At 72.1% G+C, this 16,671-nt stretch carries 13 protein-coding genes; 9 read left to right on the forward strand and 4 right to left on the reverse strand.

What is annotated here, in order from left to right:
• Positions 1 to 153: 153 nt before the first annotated feature.
• Both treY and glgX read right to left on the reverse strand, forming a co-directional pair.
• Positions 154 to 2,508 (reverse strand): malto-oligosyltrehalose synthase, encoded by a 2,355-nt coding sequence (gene treY / locus LN251_RS24310; protein ID WP_458246229.1) that lies wholly within the window; start codon positions 2,506 to 2,508, stop codon positions 154 to 156.
• A gap of 93 nt (positions 2,509 to 2,601) precedes the next feature.
• Positions 2,602 to 4,725: a glycogen debranching protein GlgX gene (glgX, locus tag LN251_RS24315; RefSeq protein ID WP_458246230.1), complete on the reverse strand. Its 2,124-nt coding sequence runs from the start codon at positions 4,723 to 4,725 to the stop codon at positions 2,602 to 2,604.
• 179 nt (positions 4,726 to 4,904) lie between these two features.
• On the opposite strand from glgX, the gene LN251_RS24320 reads away from it, so the two are divergent.
• The 4 genes from LN251_RS24320 to LN251_RS24335 all read left to right on the forward strand — a co-directional run bounded on the left by LN251_RS24320 (position 4,905) and on the right by LN251_RS24335 (position 9,271).
• Positions 4,905 to 5,717, forward strand: a complete 813-nt coding sequence (locus LN251_RS24320; RefSeq protein WP_458246231.1) for a Tat pathway signal sequence domain protein — start codon at positions 4,905 to 4,907, stop codon at positions 5,715 to 5,717.
• A 58-nt stretch (positions 5,718 to 5,775) separates the two neighbouring features.
• A complete protein-coding gene (locus tag LN251_RS24325; RefSeq protein WP_458246232.1) occupies positions 5,776 to 7,095 on the forward strand; it encodes a copper amine oxidase in 1,320 nt (439 codons plus the stop codon).
• A 103-nt stretch (positions 7,096 to 7,198) separates the two neighbouring features.
• Complete coding sequence (locus tag LN251_RS24330) at positions 7,199 to 8,446, forward strand: SAV2148 family HEPN domain-containing protein (protein ID WP_079077874.1); 1,248 nt, start codon at positions 7,199 to 7,201, stop codon at positions 8,444 to 8,446.
• 102 nt (positions 8,447 to 8,548) lie between these two features.
• Positions 8,549 to 9,271: an exonuclease domain-containing protein gene (locus LN251_RS24335; protein WP_458246233.1), complete on the forward strand. Its 723-nt coding sequence runs from the start codon at positions 8,549 to 8,551 to the stop codon at positions 9,269 to 9,271.
• 25 nt (positions 9,272 to 9,296) lie between these two features.
• Here LN251_RS24335 and LN251_RS24340 read toward each other — a convergent pair whose 3' ends face one another.
• Entirely contained in the window at positions 9,297 to 10,217 is a 921-nt protein-coding gene (locus LN251_RS24340) for a DMT family transporter (protein WP_458246234.1), read from the reverse strand.
• A gap of 94 nt (positions 10,218 to 10,311) precedes the next feature.
• On the opposite strand from LN251_RS24340, the gene LN251_RS24345 reads away from it, so the two are divergent.
• A complete protein-coding gene (locus LN251_RS24345) occupies positions 10,312 to 11,220 on the forward strand; it encodes a LysR family transcriptional regulator (RefSeq protein WP_458246235.1) in 909 nt (302 codons plus the stop codon).
• 16 nt (positions 11,221 to 11,236) lie between these two features.
• Here LN251_RS24345 and LN251_RS24350 read toward each other — a convergent pair whose 3' ends face one another.
• Positions 11,237 to 12,100: a phosphotransferase enzyme family protein gene (locus tag LN251_RS24350; RefSeq protein ID WP_458246236.1), complete on the reverse strand. Its 864-nt coding sequence runs from the start codon at positions 12,098 to 12,100 to the stop codon at positions 11,237 to 11,239.
• A 186-nt stretch (positions 12,101 to 12,286) separates the two neighbouring features.
• Here LN251_RS24350 and LN251_RS24355 point away from each other — a divergent pair, with 186 nt between their 5' ends.
• The 4 genes from LN251_RS24355 (at position 12,287) to mgt (ending at position 16,618) form a co-directional block, all read left to right on the forward strand.
• Positions 12,287 to 13,228 (forward strand): carbohydrate ABC transporter permease, encoded by a 942-nt coding sequence (locus LN251_RS24355; protein WP_458246237.1) that lies wholly within the window; start codon positions 12,287 to 12,289, stop codon positions 13,226 to 13,228.
• Positions 13,225 to 14,058 carry a carbohydrate ABC transporter permease gene (locus LN251_RS24360; RefSeq protein ID WP_458246238.1) on the forward strand — a complete coding sequence of 278 codons (834 nt, stop codon included), beginning with the start codon at positions 13,225 to 13,227 and terminating at the stop codon, positions 14,056 to 14,058. Before LN251_RS24355 ends, LN251_RS24360 begins: the two co-directional genes overlap by 4 nt.
• Positions 14,058 to 15,341 (forward strand): ABC transporter substrate-binding protein, encoded by a 1,284-nt coding sequence (locus LN251_RS24365; protein WP_458246239.1) that lies wholly within the window; start codon positions 14,058 to 14,060, stop codon positions 15,339 to 15,341. Before LN251_RS24360 ends, LN251_RS24365 begins: the two co-directional genes overlap by 1 nt.
• A 74-nt stretch (positions 15,342 to 15,415) precedes the next feature.
• Positions 15,416 to 16,618, forward strand: coding sequence for a macrolide-inactivating glycosyltransferase (mgt, locus tag LN251_RS24370; RefSeq protein WP_458246240.1), 1,203 nt, complete (start codon positions 15,416 to 15,418; stop codon positions 16,616 to 16,618).
• Positions 16,619 to 16,671 lie beyond the last annotated feature (53 nt).

Raw genomic sequence — 16,671 nt, forward strand, 5'->3', positions numbered from 1 at the left:
GGATGCATTCACCGCGGGCCCGGAGGGCGCCGCCGGGGGGTTCGTACGACGGCGGCGCGAGCGGACCCGAGGCCGCCCCCCTCGGCATCAGGGTCAGTCAGCGGATGCCTCCCGTAAGCCTGCCACCACCACGACACCGCCGGCCCCCACCCCTCACCCCTCCTCGACCCGCTCCAGCAGCACCACCGGCAGGTGGGCGAAAAGGTCCTCCGCACGGGCGTGACCCGTGAACTCCCGGTCCGGGGTCAGGACGTCCGACCATCGACCCGGCGGCAGCGGCAGCAGCGTGTCCTGCCAGCCTCCCGCCTCGGCCAGTCGCAATGACAGGCGGGTCACGGCCGTGACGACCTCCCCGGAGCGGGCGAACGCCAGGCAGTGCTCCGCCGCCGTCCCCTCCGCCGTGAGGGGCGTGTAGGTGGCCGTGTCCCCGAAGGCGGCGGGCCGGCGGGCGCGCAGTCGCAGTGCGGCCGCCGTCAGCGCCCCCTTGTCGCCGGGGTCCTCCGGCGGGTATCGCACCGGCCGCCGGTTGTCCGGGTCGACGAGGGCCAGGTACTCGCTCTCGGTGCCCTGGTAGACGTCCGGCACGCCGGGCATCGTCAGATGCACCAGGGCGGTGCCCAGCACGTTGGCCCGGATGTGCGGTTCCAGCGCCTCGCGCAGGGCGGCGACGTGCTCGGCGGGCGCCCCGCACGGGCCCGAGGCCACGAACGCCGCGACGGCCTCCTCGTAGGCGGGCTCCTGTTCGGTCCAGCTGGTGAACAGGCCGGCCTCGCGCACGTGCTTGAGCAGGGCCTGCTGCACGCGCTCCGCGTCCGCCGGGCCGAGCCCGAACACGGTCTGCCAGGCCGCCCACGCCAGCTGCGCGTCCGGCACGTTCTCCTCGGCGTGGGTGGCGTCCGCCAGCACGTCGGCCCAGCGCCCGGGGCACTCCGTGAGGACGGCCAGCGCCGCCCGTACGTCGGCGCTGCGCTTGGTGTCGTGCGTCGAGACGACCATTCCGGTCGTCGGCCAGTCGCGCTGCACGCGCGCGCAGTAGGCGTGGAAGTCGTCCGGGGACACCGACGGGCTCCCCGGGTCGCCGCCGACCTCGTTAGCCGACAGCAGCGGCACGTAGCGGTAGAACGCCGTGTCCTCCACGGACTTGGCGCGCAGGGCGGAGGCCGTCTGCGCGAACCGCGTGAAGAACTCCGCCTGCTCGGGACCGGCGCCGGCCCGCCCCAGCACCAGGTCGCGCACGACGTCGACCGCGCCGGCCTCCTCCGGGACGGCGAAGGCGCCCCGCGCCTCGGCGGCGGCCTCCTCGGTGACCACCAGGGCCGGGTCGCCGGAGGTGTAGGGCCGGTAGACCTCCATCCGGACCAGGAGCTCCTGGAGCGCCGTGCGCAGCGCCCAGGGGGCGCGGTCGCGCAGGGCCGGGTCCGGCGCGGTGGCGCACACCCGGACCGCCGCCCGGGTCAGCCGGTCGACCTCGGTGGCCAGCTCGTGCGTGATCACCTTGTACGCCGCGCGCCGTACCGTCGCCGCCCAGTCGCCGCCCCGGTCCGTCTGCGGGGCGGCGAAGCGCCGGTACAGGCCCAGCAGCTCCCCGCACCCGGCCGGGTCGGCGAAGAGCCCGTCGATGTGGCGCAGGGCGTCGTAGCCGGTGGTGCCGGCGACGGGCCAGGAGACCGGCAGGGGCTCCGCGTCCGCGAGGATCTTCTCCACGACCGTCCAGCGGCCGCCGGTCGCCTCGTGCAGCCGTGCCAGGTAGCCGTCGGGGTCGGCGAGCCCGTCCGGGTGGTCCACGCGCAGCCCGTCGATCACGCCCTCGCGGAGCAGCTGCAGGATCTTCGCGTGGGTGGCGTCGAACACCTCCGGGTCCTCGACGCGCACCCCGATCAGCTCCGAGATGCTGAAGAAGCGCCGGTAGTTCAGCTCGGTGCGGGCCAGCCGCCACCACACGGGCCGGTACCACTGGGCGTCCAGGAGCTGCGGCAGGGGCAGGTCCCCGGTGCCCTCGCGGAGCGGGAACGCGTGGTCGTAGTAGCGCAGGACGTCGCCGTCGACCCGCAGTTCGTCGACGACCGAGCCGAGCGGGCCGCCCAGCACCGGCAGCAGCACCTGGCCGTCCTGCGCCTCCCAGTCGATGTCGAACCAGCGCGCGTACGGCGACTTGGGGCCCTCGCGCAGGACCTCCCACAGGGCGTGGTTGTGGCGCGGGGACATGGCCATGTGGTTCGGCACGATGTCGACGACCAGGCCGAGGCCGTGCTCGCGCGCGGTGCGGGACAGCGCGCGCAGCCCCTCCTCACCGCCGAGTTCGTCGCGCACGCGCGCGTGGTCGACGACGTCGTAGCCGTGCGCCGAACCGGGCACGGCCTCCAGGACGGGGGACAGGTGCAGGTGCGAGACGCCGAGGGAGGCCAGGTAGGGAACGGCCGCCGCCGCGGCGGTGAACGGGAAGTCGGGCTGCAGCTGGAGCCGGTAGGTGGCCGTGGGCACCGCGGGGTCGGGTCGCACAGATGTCATGCAGACCTACGTACCCGCCCCGCGCCGCTTCGTGTCATCCGTTGCTCCCGAGGGCCCGCGCGGGTGCCCGGCCCGGCGGCCGGGCACGCCGCTCTAGACCGGCCGCTGCAACACGGTCAGGCTGCGGTCCACCAGGGTCAGCCGGTCGCCGGCCGTCACCTTCGGGCCCTCGCCGGGGGGTACGCCGTCCGCGCGCGCGGTGTCGACGACTACCTGCCACTGCCGGCCGTGGTCGACCGGGACGACGAAGTCCAGTGGCTCGGGCGAGGCGTTGAACATCAGCAGGAACGAGTCGTCGGTGATCCGCTCGCCCCGGGAGCCGGGCTCGGAGATCGCGTTGCCGTTGAGGAACACCGTCAGGGCCGACGCCGGCGCCGAGTCCCAGTCCTGCTGGGTCATCTCCCGGCCCTCCGGGGTGAACCAGGCGATGTCGGACAGGTCGTCGTGGGTGCCCTCCACGGGCCGTCCGTGGAAGAAGCGGCGGCGCCGGAACACCGGGTGGTCCTTGCGCAGCCACACCATCGCGCGCGTGAAGGCCAGCAGCCCGTCGCCGTCTTCCTCGTCGTCGGGGGCGGGCCAGTTCACCCAGGACAGTTCGTTGTCCTGGCAGTAGGCGTTGTTGTTGCCTTTCTGGGTGCGGGCGAACTCGTCGCCGTGGCTGATCATCGGCACGCCCTGGGACAGCATCAGGGTGGCGACGAAGTTGCGCATCTGCCGCGCCCGCAGCGTGAGCACCTCGGGGTCGTCGGTCTCGCCCTCCGCGCCGCAGTTCCACGACCGGTTGTGGCTCTCGCCGTCGCGGTTGTCCTCGCCGTTGGCCCGGTTGTGCTTGTCGTTGTAGGACACCAGGTCGTGCAGGGTGAAGCCGTCGTGGCAGGTCACGAAGTTGATCGAGGCCAGCGGGCGGCGGCCGTCGTCCTGGTAGAGGTCGGAGGACCCGGTCAGCCGGGACGCGAACTCCGCGAGCGCCCGCTGCTCGCCGCGCCACATGTCGCGCACGGTGTCGCGGTACTTGCCGTTCCACTCGGTCCACAGCGGCGGGAAGTTGCCCACCTGGTAGCCGCCCTCGCCGACGTCCCAGGGTTCGGCGATCAGCTTCACCTGGGAGACCACCGGGTCCTGCTGCACCAGGTCGAAGAACGACGACAGCCGGTCGACCTCGTGGAACTGCCGGGCCAGCGTCGCCGCGAGGTCGAAGCGGAAGCCGTCGACGTGCATGTCGGTCACCCAGTAGCGCAGCGAGTCCATGATCAGCTGCAGGACGTGCGGGGACCGCATGAGCAGCGAGTTCCCGGTGCCGGTGGTGTCCATGTAGTACCGGGGGTCGTCGGTGAGCCGGTAGTACTGCGGGTTGTCGATGCCCTTGAAGGACAGCGTCGGGCCCAGGTGGTTGCCCTCGGCGGTGTGGTTGTAGACGACGTCGAGGATGACCTCGATGCCGGCCTCGTGCAGCGCCCGGACGGCCGACTTGAACTCCAGGACCTGCTGGCCCCGGTCGCCCCAGGAGGCGTACGCGTTGTGCGGGGCGAAGAAGCCGATCGTGTTGTAGCCCCAGTAGTTGTTCAGGCCCATGTCGACCAGTCGGTGGTCGTTGACGAACTGGTGGACCGGCATCAGCTCCAGCGTCGTCACGCCGAGCTCCACCAGGTGCTCGATGATCACCGGGTGCGCGAGCGCCGCGTAGGTGCCGCGCAGCTCCTCGGGGAGCCCCGGGTGCCGCATGGTGAGGCCCTTGACATGGGCCTCGTAGATCACCGTCTCGTGGTAGCCGCGGCGCGGGCGGCGGTCGTCGCCCCAGTCGAAGTACGGGTTGACCACGACCGACGTCATCGTGTGCGGCGCCGAGTCCAGGTCGTTGCGCCGGTCGGGTGCGTCGAAGTGGTAGCCGTACACCTCCTCGCCCCAGCTGATCGAACCGCCGATCGCACGCGCGTACGGGTCGAGCAGAAGCTTCGACGAGTTGCAGCGCAGCCCGCGCTCGGGGGCGTACGGGCCGTGCACCCGGAAGCCGTAGCGCTGTCCCGGCATGATGCCGGGTACATACGCGTGCCGTACGAACGCGTCGCTCTCGCGCAGTTCCACCGCCGTTTCCGAGCCGTCGTCGTGCAGCAGACACAGCTCTACTCGGTCCGCGGCTTCCGAGAAGACCGCGAAGTTCGTGCCGGCGCCGTCGTACGTGGCACCGAGTGGATACGCCTCGCCAGGCCAGACCTGCATGGATACGACTCTTTCAGGTGGAGCGCGCCCCAGGTGGCGCCTTGGCGTCGAGTCTCCCCGAAAGTGATGGAACCACCTATGACTTACGCCCCTCTTACCGATCGACCTGGCATACGCGGTATGCCGAACCAGTGGGGCAGACACGTACTCCCGTGACCAAGGGGGAGTAGGGGGAAGATGTGCGCAAGATAGTGCACCGCCATCTGGGCAAGGTGGTGGCCGGTGCGGCCATAGCGGTGGCGGGGACCGCTGTGATGGTCGGGATCACGCTGCCGGGGACGGCAGGGGCGGACGAGACGGGAGGGAAGACCGGCACCCGGGCGGGGCAGCAGGCGGGCCCGGGGCAGGACGGGGCCGTCCCGGCGGGCGTCGTCGAGCAGGCGCCGGCGCAGGGGGACAAGGGCAAGGGCGGCGATCCGCTGACCGACGACGAGATGAAGCGGGCCGAGCAGATCGCCGCGAGCCGGCAACTGCTGAGGTCCGCCGAGGACGTCGACGGCAAGCGCGGCCCGCAGCGCCTGACGGTCGACCTCGCCGACCCGGAGAACGACGAGACCGACGGCCCGTCCGCGCCGCGGCGGGCCGACGTGACGTTCTACGACTACAGCAACGACACGCTGGTCACCAAGACCGTCAACCTCGACACCGGCAAGGTCGAGGACACCGGCGTCCAGCACGGCGTCCAGCCGCCGCTGAGCCGCGCCGAGAACGCTGAGGCGGCCACGCTGCTGATCGCCGACCCGCTCGGCAAGGGCCTGCGGGCCGACTACAAGGACGCCACCGGCAAGGAGCTCACCTCCGCCGACCAGCTGCTGCTCAACGGCGCCGTCTACCGGGCCACGCCGGGCGCCCAGCCCGCCGCGCTCGACAAGTGCGGCGAGCACCGGTGCGTGCGGCTGTTCCCCAAGGTCGTCAACGGCCCGTGGATCGACGCGCGGTCCTTCGTGATCGACCTCAGCGCCCGCAAGGTCGCCGAGCTCAAGCGCGGCTGAGCCGGCACCCCGTCCACTTTTCCAACTTGCTCCTCCTGTGCAAGGGAGTCACCTCTTCATGCCCGTCAAGAGAATGAGCCGCGCCCGCACCCGCGCGGCCGTCGGCCTGTCCGTGGCCGCGCTGGCCGCCGGCGCGACCACCGGAGCCGGCCCCGCGACCGCCCAGCCGAGGGCCGCCGGCACGGCGGCCGCCGACTGCAGCGCCGCCTACAAGATCGAGCAGAAGCTCTCCAGCGGCACCACCTGGCGGATGTGCTGGCGCTACGACAGCAAGGCCGGACTGGTCCTCGACAACGTCTCCTACCAGCCCAAGGGCGAGAGCGCGCCGATCAAGGTCCTCAACAGCGCCCGGCTCGCCCAGATCGACGTCCCGTACGACGACGGCAGCGTCGAGTACGACGACCTCACCGGCTTCGGCTTCGCCCAGGGCCTGATGAACCTCGCGCCCGGCGAATGCCCCGGCGGCACGATCAAGAAGGTCAAGGTCCCCGACGCCTGGGACCCGCAGCACCCGAACGTCAACGGCCTGTGCACCACCACGCGCTCGCGCGGTCACGCGTACCGGATGCAGGGCGACACCGCGAACAAGGTCTACCAGGCCCAGGGCAAGGACCTCCTCGTCTACACGGTCAACCAGGTCGGCTGGTACGAGTACATGACCGAGTGGCGCTTCCAGGACGACGGCACCGTCAACATGAACGTCGGCGCCACCGGCAGCCTGTCCTACGACGACTACGACGCCGGTGACGGCCGCGGCTGGCCGCTGGGCAAGGGCGCCAAGGCCTACGCCACCAGCCACAGCCACAACGTCTTCTGGCGGCTCGACTTCGGCCTCGACGGCTCCTCCAAGACGAAGGTCGAGCAGTACGACTCGACCGTCAGCGCGCCCGCGCACGGCCAGGAGGCGCCCAGCGCCAAGACCACCCGCACCAAGGTCACCAAGGAACTCGGCGGCGACTACAAGGCCTACCGCTGGTGGCGGATGGTCAGCGCCACCGGCAAGAACAAGGACGGCCACGCGCGCTCGTACGAGATCGTCCCCGGCCCCACCACCAAGTACGCCGGCCGGAGCTTCACCAAGCACGACGTGTACTTCACCGAGTACAACAAGTGCGAGCAGTTCGCCACCAACAACACGGGCAACTGCCCCGCGGGAGCGGGCAAGTCGGTGGAGAAGTGGGTCAACGGCCAGACGCTCACGCACCCCATCGTCTGGATGAACGTGGGCTTCCACCACATCGCGCGGGACGAGGACCAGCAGCCCATGCCCATTCACTGGCAGGGATTCTCCATCGCTCCCCGGGACGTCACCGCTATGAATCCGCTCACTCCGGACGAGCTCTCGTGGCAGAACGGCCACTGGCGACCGCGTAGTTGAGAAACGACCCTGTCCATCCGGCTGCATCGCCGACCGGTCCCGGAGTACCCTTCCTTGATCGTTGGCAAGGGGAGTGCTCGGGGGAGCGGAAGGCGGTGCGCGGGTGGGCTCGGGAGGGCTGGAGTTGCCCCCTGGTGACGAGGGTCACGAGGGGAACTCCGCAGACGTCCCGCCCGGCACGGTGTCCCTGGCCAGGCCGATGGAGACGACGTCCATCGGACCGGAGCTGGACTGGGACGCCGACGCCTGGCGTGAGGTGCGTACGCGCGCCCAGCGGGCCGGCCGGGCCTACATCTGGCTGAACCTCGTCGAACAGCGGCTGCGCGCGGTCGTGGCCGCCGTCCTGCGTCCCATCTACGAACCCGTCCACGGCGACGAGTGGGTGATCGCCGCGGCCGGACCGGCCGGCCAGGAGTGGGTGCAGCGCGCCGTCGCGGTCCGCGAAGTCAGCCGCCGCAAGGGCTACTTGCTCGACCCGGCCGACGACAACGTCCTCAGCTTCCTCACCCTGCCCCAGCTGCGCGAGCTGATGGTGCAGCACTGGCCGTGCTTCGAGCCCTACGTCGACGACCGCCGCGACGTCGAACTCGCCCTGGACGAGCTGGAGGTGACCCGCAATGTCGTCTCCCGCAACCGGGCGCTGTCCGAGGCGGTCCTGAACCAGGCCGAGCGGGCCTCGGCCAAGCTGCTGGACGCCCTCGGCGCGGGCGGTGACGTGCCGTCCGCCCGCCGCCTGCCGGTCGACGCGGTGGAGGACCTGGTCGGCGACCGGTACGCCGACGTGGTCGCCGTGCACCCCGACCGGGTGCGGCTGCTGCGCCAGTTCCCCGCCGAGGACATCTTCGGCGGAGCCCGCCGCCTCGACGCCGTCGGCATCGGCCTCAACCTGCTCGTGCAGAACTTCTCCGGCCGCCGTCTGGTCCGCCTCGCCGAGGCCGGCTGCCGGACGCGGCTGCTGTTCCTCAACCCCGCCTCCAGCGCGGTCAAACGACGCGAGCGGGAACTGGGCATGAAACGCGGCGAACTGAGCCGCGCGGTCGAGATGAACATCCTGCACATGCGCCGGGTCCGCTCCCGGCTGCGCGACCCGGGCGCCTTCGAGATCCAGGTCTACGACGAGACACCGCGCTTCTCCGCCTACCTCGTCGACGGCGACGGCGCGGACGGCGTCGCCGTCGTGCAGTCGTACCTGCGCCGCTCCCGGGGCATGGAGGCGCCGGTGCTCGTCCTGCGCAACGGCAGCCGCGTGGTCAAGTCGGACGAGAAGAACGAAGGGGTCGACAGCGGCCTGTTCCCGACATACCGCGAGGAGTTCGAAACGACCTGGGTGGATTCGCGTCCCGTGTCCTGAACTGTCCGAAGAGGTAAGCGGAATGCGGTCCTCTGATTGTCAGTGGCGCATGGGAAGGTGGAGACCACTGGGGGAAAGCACCACCAAGAAGGGGGGCCGCCGATGGCCTGGCACCGGGAGCTGCTGATCGGCTTCGACCTGGAGACGACCGGCACGGATCCGCGCGAGGCTCGCATCGTCACGGGGGCCGTGATCGAGGTCAGGGGCGGCCGGCCCATGGGGCGCCGGGAATGGCTCGCCGATCCGGGCGTGGAGATTCCGGCGGACGCGGTGGCCGTGCACGGGATCAGCAACGAACGCGCGACCGCCGAGGGCCGGCCCGCCGACCAGGTGGCCGACGCCATCGCGGACGTGCTCACCTCGTACTGGAAGACGGGAGTCCCGGTCGTCGCCTACAACGCGGCCTTCGACCTGAGCCTGCTCTCCGCCGAGCTGCGCCGCCACGCACTGCCCTCCCTGAGCGACCGCCTCGGCGGCCTCGACCCCGCGCCGGTCATCGACCCGTACACCATCGACCGGTGGGTGGACCGTTACCGCCGCGGCAAGCGCAACCTCGAAGCGGTCTGCACGGAGTACGGCGTCCCCCTGGAGGCCGCCCACGACGCCTCGGCCGACGCCCTCGCCGCGGCCGGCCTGGCCTGTGCGATAGCCGACCGCCACCCCAAGATCGCGGCCCTCGGCCCGGCGGAACTGCACCGCCGCCAGATCGAGTGGTACGCGCAGTGGGCGGCGGACTTCCAGAGCTTCCTGCGCCGCAAGGGCGATGCCACGGCGGTGGTCGACGGCACCTGGCCGCTGCGGCAACTGACGGACGAGCCGGTCTGAGCGGCGGCCGACGGACCGCCACCGCTCAGCCGCCCACGGGGCTCGCGATGCGCAGGTCCCGGCTCTGCATGCGCCGTCGACGGTCGGCGCGTTCCACGGACTGCCCCCAGTAGGTGCCGGCGACGAGCAGGGCCGCGCCGACGGCGGTCAGGATGCCGTAGCGCTCGCCACCGAGGGTGATGCCCGCCACGACGGCCCACACCGGTTCCGTGCCCAGCAGCAGGCTGGCGCGGCTGGCGGACGTGCGCTGCACGGCCCAGGTCTGCGCGAGGAAGGCGAACACGCTGCAGAACAGGGCGAGATACACCAGCTGCGTCCAGGTCGCCGCGCCGGCCCGGGACAGCTCGGGCAGACCCGTGGCGGCGCCGGGCAGGAACAGGCAGGTGCCGACGAGGGCCTGCACGGTCGTCAGATGCAGTGGACGGACGTCTCGGCCGCCGGTGAGCCTTCCGACGAGCGCGACATGGCCGGCCCGGATCACCGCGGCCGTGAGCATCAGCAGGTCGCCGAGTCGTGGGCTGTGGAATCCGTTGCCGGACATCAGCAGCCCGACGGCCAGGACGCACACGCCGGCGGCGGCGAAGTAGGACGCGGGCAGGGTGCCGCGCGAGCGGTCCAGGAGCGGGGTGAGCACGATGGTGAGGCTGATGATCAGCCCCGCGTTGGCGGCGCTGGTGTGGGCCACGCCGTACGTCTCCACGACCAGGACCGCGGCCTGCGTCACGCCCAGCGCGAGCCCGGCCCGCACCTCGTCCCGGGTCCAGCGGCGCGGCCCGCGGCGGCCGGCGACCAGGCCCAGACAGGCCAGTGCGGACAGGGCGTAGCGCGCGAACAGCACCGTCAGGACGGGCAGCGCGAACGTGGCGGTCTGGGCGGAGAGATAGCTCGAACCCCAGACGACGGCGACAAGGAGGAGCACGGCATCGGTACGGCGGACGTCGGTCACCCGCCCACGGTGCACCGGGACCGTCCCTGAAGCCCAGTACCACCTTCTACAAGGATCTTTTAGCACGACTTCATTGACTCCCTACACTCGCACCATGGACGAACGTCAGTTGCGGATCCTGCGCGAGCTCGGCGAGCTGGGCAGCGTCACCGCGGTCGCCGAGGCGCTGCTGGTCACCCCCTCGGCGATCTCCCAGCAGCTGCGGCTGCTGCAGCGGTCGATCCCGGTGCCGCTCACCGAGCGCCAGGGGAGGCGGCTGGTCCTCACCGACGCCGGCCAGGCACTGGCGAGGGCGGCGATCGAGGTGGAGGCGGCGCTCGCCCGGGCCCGGCACAGCGTGGGGGAGTTCCTGGACCACGAAAAGGGCGAGGTCTCGGTGGCGGCGTTCCACAGCGCCGGCACGGCGTTCTTCCCGCTCCTCCTGCGCGCGCTCACCGGGCCGGGTGCCCCGCTCGTCCGGCTCGGCGACGAGGACGTGGCCCAGGAGGACTTCCCCCGTCTCACGCGCGTCTACGACCTGGTGCTCGCCCACCGTCTGGACCACGCCCCGCCGTGGCCGGACACGGTGACGGCGGTCACGCTGCTGCGTGAGCCCCTCGACGTGGCGATGCCCGCCGGCCACCCGCTGGCCGTCAAACGCCGGGTCACCCCGCGCGATGTCGCCGACCAGCCCTGGATCACCGTCCACGACGGCTTCCCCATCCTGGCGACGATCGAGGCGATCGCGGCAGCGGCCGGCCGGCGCCTCCGCCTCGCCCACCGCATCAACGACTTCACGGTGGTAGCCGAGGCGGTGGCGGCCGGCGGCGGTCTCGCCCTGATGCCCCGCTGGACGATGCGACCGCACGCGGACCTGGTCCTCAGGCCGCTGAGCGGCGTACAGGCCAGACGCCACATCGACGTCCTGCACCGCCCCGAACGCACGGCCCGGGCAGCGGTGCGCACCGTCCTCACGGAGCTTCGCCGGGCGGCGCACACGATCCGGAGCGGAGAGACCGCCTAGACCGGCACGGCCGTCGTCAGAACGGATACCAGCGCACGCTCTCGTCGCCGTCCCGCAGCGACGCCACCCTGCGCCCGAACTCGGCCAGCGCCTTGGGGTTGCTCGGTGCGTGCTGGGCCACCCACGCACAACTGGCCGTCTCCCGGGCGCCCCGCAGGACCGGGCAGCCCTCCCACTCCCGCACGTCCCAGCCGTACGCCTCGGTGAACGCGTCGTAGGCCTCGGCCGCCAGGCCGTACCGGTCCCGGGAGAGGGCCATCACCACCAGATCGTGCTCACGGAAGTCCGAGGAGAAGGTCTCCAGGTCCACCAGCACCGGGCCGTCCGGACCGACGTGCACGTTGCGGGGCAACGCGTCCCCGTGGATCGGCCCCGGAGCCAGCCGCGGCGTCAACGCGGCCGAGGCCGCCGCGAACCCGTCCCGCCGCTCGCGCAGATACGCCGCGTCGGCCGGGTCGATCGCGTCCCCCGCGAGCCGCAGCCACCGCTCCACCCCGCCGAGCAGTTCACGCGGCGGCAGCGGGAACGCGGGCGCGGGCAGGGCGTGCACGACCCGCAACAGTTCGGCCAAATCCCGGGGTTCGGCGGGCCGTACCGCGTCCGGCATCCGCTGCCACACGGTCACCGGATGCCCCTCGACCAGCAGCGGCTCGGGCCGTGCCGCGCGGACCGCCGGGACGCCGGCCTCGGCCAGCCACAGCGCGATGTCCAGTTCGCGCCGCGTCCGGTCCAGCAGCTCCGCGTCCCGGCCCACCTTGACGACCAGGTCACCCGCGGCGAACACCGCGTTCTCGCCCAGGGCGAGGAGCCGCGCGTCCCGTGCCGGGCCGGGCAGTACGTCCGCCGCGGCCAGTACGTCCCGCGCCCGTGCCTCGTCCATCGTCCGCCTCCCATGTCAGCGTTTGCCCCGGTGTACGGCGTCGAGATCGCGCCATCCCCCGGCCAGTCTCGCATTCGCACAGGTCGGGGGGTGTGCGCGCTGCCTTGACGGCGTATGCCTCCTTCACGACCATGACACGGGCCCGCCGGGTGCGAACGTCACGAGCCGTGCGAAGGAGCCGATGACGTGACCTTGGTGACCGCGACGAAGCGGTCGGCGCAGCGCACGCCGCGCGCCGCCGGCGGCCCGGACCGGCCGCCGCGGGACCGCGGGGCCTGGTTCCTCGTCCTGCCCGCGCTGATCCCGATCCTGGTCCTGAGCGTCGGACCACTGCTCTACGGCATCCTGCTGGCCTTCACCGACTCCCAGTCGGGCCGCACCCAGCCCACCCGGTGGATCGGCGGCCTCAACTTCCGGGACCTGCTGCACGACACGCTGTTCTGGGAGTCGTTCCGCATCGGGCTGGTGTGGGCGGTCGGCGTGACCGTGCCGCAGTTCCTGCTGGCACTGGGCCTCGCCCTGCTGCTCGGCCAGGACCTGCGGCTGAGGTGGCTGGCCCGGGCCCTGGCGATCATCCCGTGGGCCATGCCCGAGGTCGTCGTCGGCATCATGTGGCGGCTCGTCTACAACCCCGACACGGGCGTCCTCACCGAGACCCTGCACGACCTCGGCCTCGGCGGCGGACAGGACTGGCTCGGCAGCCTCGGCACCGCCCTGCCCGCGGTGATCGTCGTCGGCGTCTGGGCCGGCATGCCGCAGACCACGGTCGCCCTGCTCGCCGGCCTGCAGAACACCCCGCGCGAGCTGCACGAGGCCGCCGCCGTCGACGGCGCGGGCGCCTGGCGCCGCTTCCGCACGGTCACCTGGCCCGCCCTGAGACCGGTCGCCCTCGCCATCACCGCCCTCAACCTCATCTGGAACTTCAACTCCTTCGCCCTGGTCTACGTCCTGACCGGCGGCGGACCCGGCGGCCGCACCCGGCTGCCCATGCTGTTCGCCTACGAAGAGGCCTTCCGCTACGGCCAGTTCGGCTACGCGGCGGCAATGGGCTGCGTGATGGTCGCCGTGATCTCGGTGCTCCTCGCCCTGTTCCTGGTGGGCCGGCTCAGGGGACGGGACGACGCGTGAGGACCTCGACGACCGCCCGCGCGGGCCAGTACGCGGCCCTGCTCGGCTATCTCGCCTTCCTTGCCTTCCCGTTCCTCTGGCTGCTCTCCACGGCCTTCAAGTCGCCCCGAGAGCTGGGCAGTCCGCACCCCGCCTGGATTCCGCGCCGTCCCACCCTGGACAACTTCCGCCAGGCCTTCGACGCCCAGCCGCTGCTGCACGCCGCCCTCAACTCCCTGCTGGCCGCCGCCGGTGCCGCCGTCGTCGCCGTGGTGATCGCGACCCCGCTGGCCTACGTCATGGCCCGCCGCCGTACCGCGCTGACCCGGGCCGCCACCGGCTGGGTGGTGGTCAGCCAGGCGTTCCCGCTCGTCCTGGTGATCATCCCGCTGTTCCTGGTGCTGAAGAACCTGCGGCTGATCGACTCCCTGGCCGGGCTGACGCTGGTGTACGTGGTGTGGGCGCTGCCGTTCGCGCTGTGGATGCTCGCCGGGTACGTACGGGCGGTGCCGGCCGAGGTCGAGGAGGCGGCGGCCGTCGACGGCGCCGGGCGGGCCCGTACCCTCTTCTCGGTCGTCGCGCCGCTGCTCGCGCCCGGCATCGTGGCGACGGGGCTGTTCGCCTTCGTCACCGCCTGGAACGAGTTCTTCTTCGCGCTCGTCCTGCTGAAGACGCCGGAGAAACAGACCCTGCCGGTCGTCCTCACCCACTTCATCGGCGCCGAGGGCGTCGCCGACCTCGGCCCGCTCGCGGCGGCCGCCTTCCTCGCGACGCTGCCCTCGCTGGTGGTGTTCGCGTTCGTCCAGCGACGTATCACCGGCGGCATGCTCACCGGGGCGGTGAAGAACTGATGCGCGCCAGGCTCACGACCGGCGTCCTCGTCCTGCTCCTGCTGCTGGCCGGCTGCACCGGCGGCGGCGAGGCGGCGAACGGCGGCCGGATCACCCTCCGCTTCCAGTCCCTGGCCTGGCAGCAGGAGTCGGTGAAGGCCAACAAGGAACTCGTGAAGGAGTGGAACGCCGCGCATCCGGACGTCAAGGTCGAGTACGTGCAAGGCAGTTGGGACAGCGTCCACGACCAGCTCCTCACCTCCTTCGAAGGCGGCGAGGCCCCCGACATCATCCACGACGCCTCCGACGACCTCGCCGACTTCGCCTACGGCGGCTACCTCGCCGACCTGCGCGGACTGCTCTCACGCCGTCTGAAGTCCGACATCCCGCAGCGCAGTTGGCGCACGACGACCTTCGGCGACGGCGTGTACGGCGTGCCGTTCCTCCAGGAGCCGCGGGTGCTCGTCGCCAACGCCACCTGGCTGAAGAAGGCGGGGGTGCGCATCCCGACGCCGGAACACCCCTGGAGCTGGGCGGAGTTCAGGCAGGTGACGAAGCGGCTGGGCCGCGGTGGCAGGTACGGCGTCGCCTGGCCGCTCAAGGAGCCGGTCTCCGCGACCCTCAACCTCTCCCTGTCGGCCGGCGGCGAGCTGTTCCACCGGGGCGCGGACGGCAAGGTGACCGTCCGTTTCGGCGCGGCCGACCAGGTGGTGCCGCGGACCGTCCACGCCCAGGCGAACACCGACCACAGCGCCTCGCCCACCACCCTGGGCAGCGGCGGCTCGGACACCCTGCCCGGGTTCTTCGGCGGGAAGTACGCGATGGTGCCGCTCGGCTTCTCCTACCGCCAGCAGATCGCCCAGCAGGCTCCCAAGGGCTTCGCCTGGCAGGTGCTGCCCGCCCCGGCCGGAGCGGACGGGCTCGCCCAGGGCGTCAGCCCGCAGACGCTGTCCATCGCCGAGGACAGCCCGCACAAGAAGGAGGCCGCCGCGTTCGTCGACTTCCTGCTGCGGCCGCGGAACATGGTGCGGCTGGCCCTCGGCGACTGGATGCTGCCCACCGGCACCCGGGCCCTGAAGGACCCCGCCCTGCACACCGCCGAGAACGGCTGGGCGACCGGCACCGCCCTCGCCGCCCACCTCCGCCCCGCCCCCGCGCAGTCCGTCCGCGGCTACCCCGAGTGGAAGGACAAGGTGGCGACCCCCGCCTTCCAGGAGTACTACAGCGGGGCGATCGGCCTCGCCGCGCTGCGCCACCGCCTGGAGCGGGACGGCAACCTGGTCCTCGCCCGCTACCAGCGCTGACACCGCCCCCGGCCCGCGGTCGCCCTTCCGCTAAAACATTGGACGAGACGTATCGTCTCGCCTACGGTCGTCGTATGACCGCCCCCGCCCACCTCGCCATGTTCTCCATCGCCGCCCACGGCCATGTGAACCCAAGCCTCGAAGTGATCCGCGAACTCGTCGCCCGCGGGCACCGGGTCACCTACGCGATCCCGCCGGCCTTCGTGGACAAGGTCGCCGAGACCGGCGCCGAACCCAGGCCGTGGCACTCCACGCTCCCCGGACCCGGCGCCGACCCGGCCGCCTGGGGAAGCGAACTGCTGGACCACGTGGAGCTGTTCCTCGCCGACGCCATGCAGGCGCTGCCGCAGCTCGCGGCGGCGTACGAGGGAGACGTACCGGACCTCGTGCTGCACGACATCACGGCCTACCCGGCCCGCGTGCTCGCCCACCGCTGGGGCGTGCCCGCCGTGTCGCTGTCGCCGAACCTCGTGGCCTGGGAGGGGTACGAGGAGGAGGTGGCCGAGCCGATGTGGGCGGAGCCGAAGAGCACCGAGCGCGGAAAGGCCTACTACGCGCGTTTCCGGGCCTGGCTGGAGGAGAACGGGATCGGGCTGCACCCGGACGACTTCGCAGGCCGGCCCGACCGGTCGCTGGTGCTGATCCCCAGGGCGTTGCAGCCGCACGCCGACCGGGTCGACGAGTGCGTGTACACCTTCGTCGGCGCCTGTCAGGGCGACCGGGCGGCGCAGGGCGACTGGGTGCGCCCGGCGGACGCCGAGAAGGTGGTGCTGGTCTCGCTCGGCTCCACCTTCACCGACCGGCCCGGCTTCTACCGGGAGTGCGTGCGGGCCTTCGGCGGACTCACTGGCTGGCACCTCGTGCTGCAGATCGGTGAGCGCATGGACCCGGCCAGGCTCGGCGAAGTCCCCGGGAACGTCGAAGTGCGGTCCTGGGTGCCGCAGTTGGCGGTCCTGCGACGGGCCGACCTGTTCGTCACGCACGCGGGGGCGGGCGGCAGCCAGGAGGGACTGGCCACCGCCACGCCGATGATCGCCGTACCGCAGGCCGTCGACCAGTTCGGCAACGCCGACATGTTGCAGGCGCTCGGGGTCGCCCGCCGCCTCGACACCGAGGAGGCCACCGCCGAGGCCCTGCGGGCGACCGCCCTCGCCCTGGTCGACGACCCCGAAGTGGCCCGGCGGCTGGGGGAGATCCGGGCCGCGATGGCCCAGGAGGGCGGCACCGGACGGGCGGCCGATCTCATCGAGGCCGAACTCGCCCGCGCGCGGGCATGAGCGAGGGCCCGCTGGTTCCCCCGGGAGACCAACGGGCCCTCGGCAAGGGCGGC

This window comes from Streptomyces sp. MAI_2237, assembly GCF_054189285.1.

Bases quoted from the DNA above. Each gene is read 5' to 3' on its own strand.
- treY (WP_458246229.1), bottom strand. From the start codon at position 2,508: ATGACATCTGTGCGACCCGACCCCGCGGTGCCCACGGCCACCTACCGG.
- glgX (WP_458246230.1), bottom strand. From the start codon at position 4,725: ATGCAGGTCTGGCCTGGCGAGGCGTATCCACTCGGTGCCACGTACGAC.
- LN251_RS24325 (WP_458246232.1), top strand. From the start codon at position 5,776: ATGCCCGTCAAGAGAATGAGCCGCGCCCGCACCCGCGCGGCCGTCGGC.
- LN251_RS24335 (WP_458246233.1), top strand. From the start codon at position 8,549: ATGGCCTGGCACCGGGAGCTGCTGATCGGCTTCGACCTGGAGACGACC.
- LN251_RS24345 (WP_458246235.1), top strand. From the start codon at position 10,312: ATGGACGAACGTCAGTTGCGGATCCTGCGCGAGCTCGGCGAGCTGGGC.
- LN251_RS24350 (WP_458246236.1), bottom strand. From the start codon at position 12,100: ATGGACGAGGCACGGGCGCGGGACGTACTGGCCGCGGCGGACGTACTG.
- LN251_RS24365 (WP_458246239.1), top strand. From the start codon at position 14,058: ATGCGCGCCAGGCTCACGACCGGCGTCCTCGTCCTGCTCCTGCTGCTG.
- mgt (WP_458246240.1), top strand. From the start codon at position 15,416: ATGACCGCCCCCGCCCACCTCGCCATGTTCTCCATCGCCGCCCACGGC.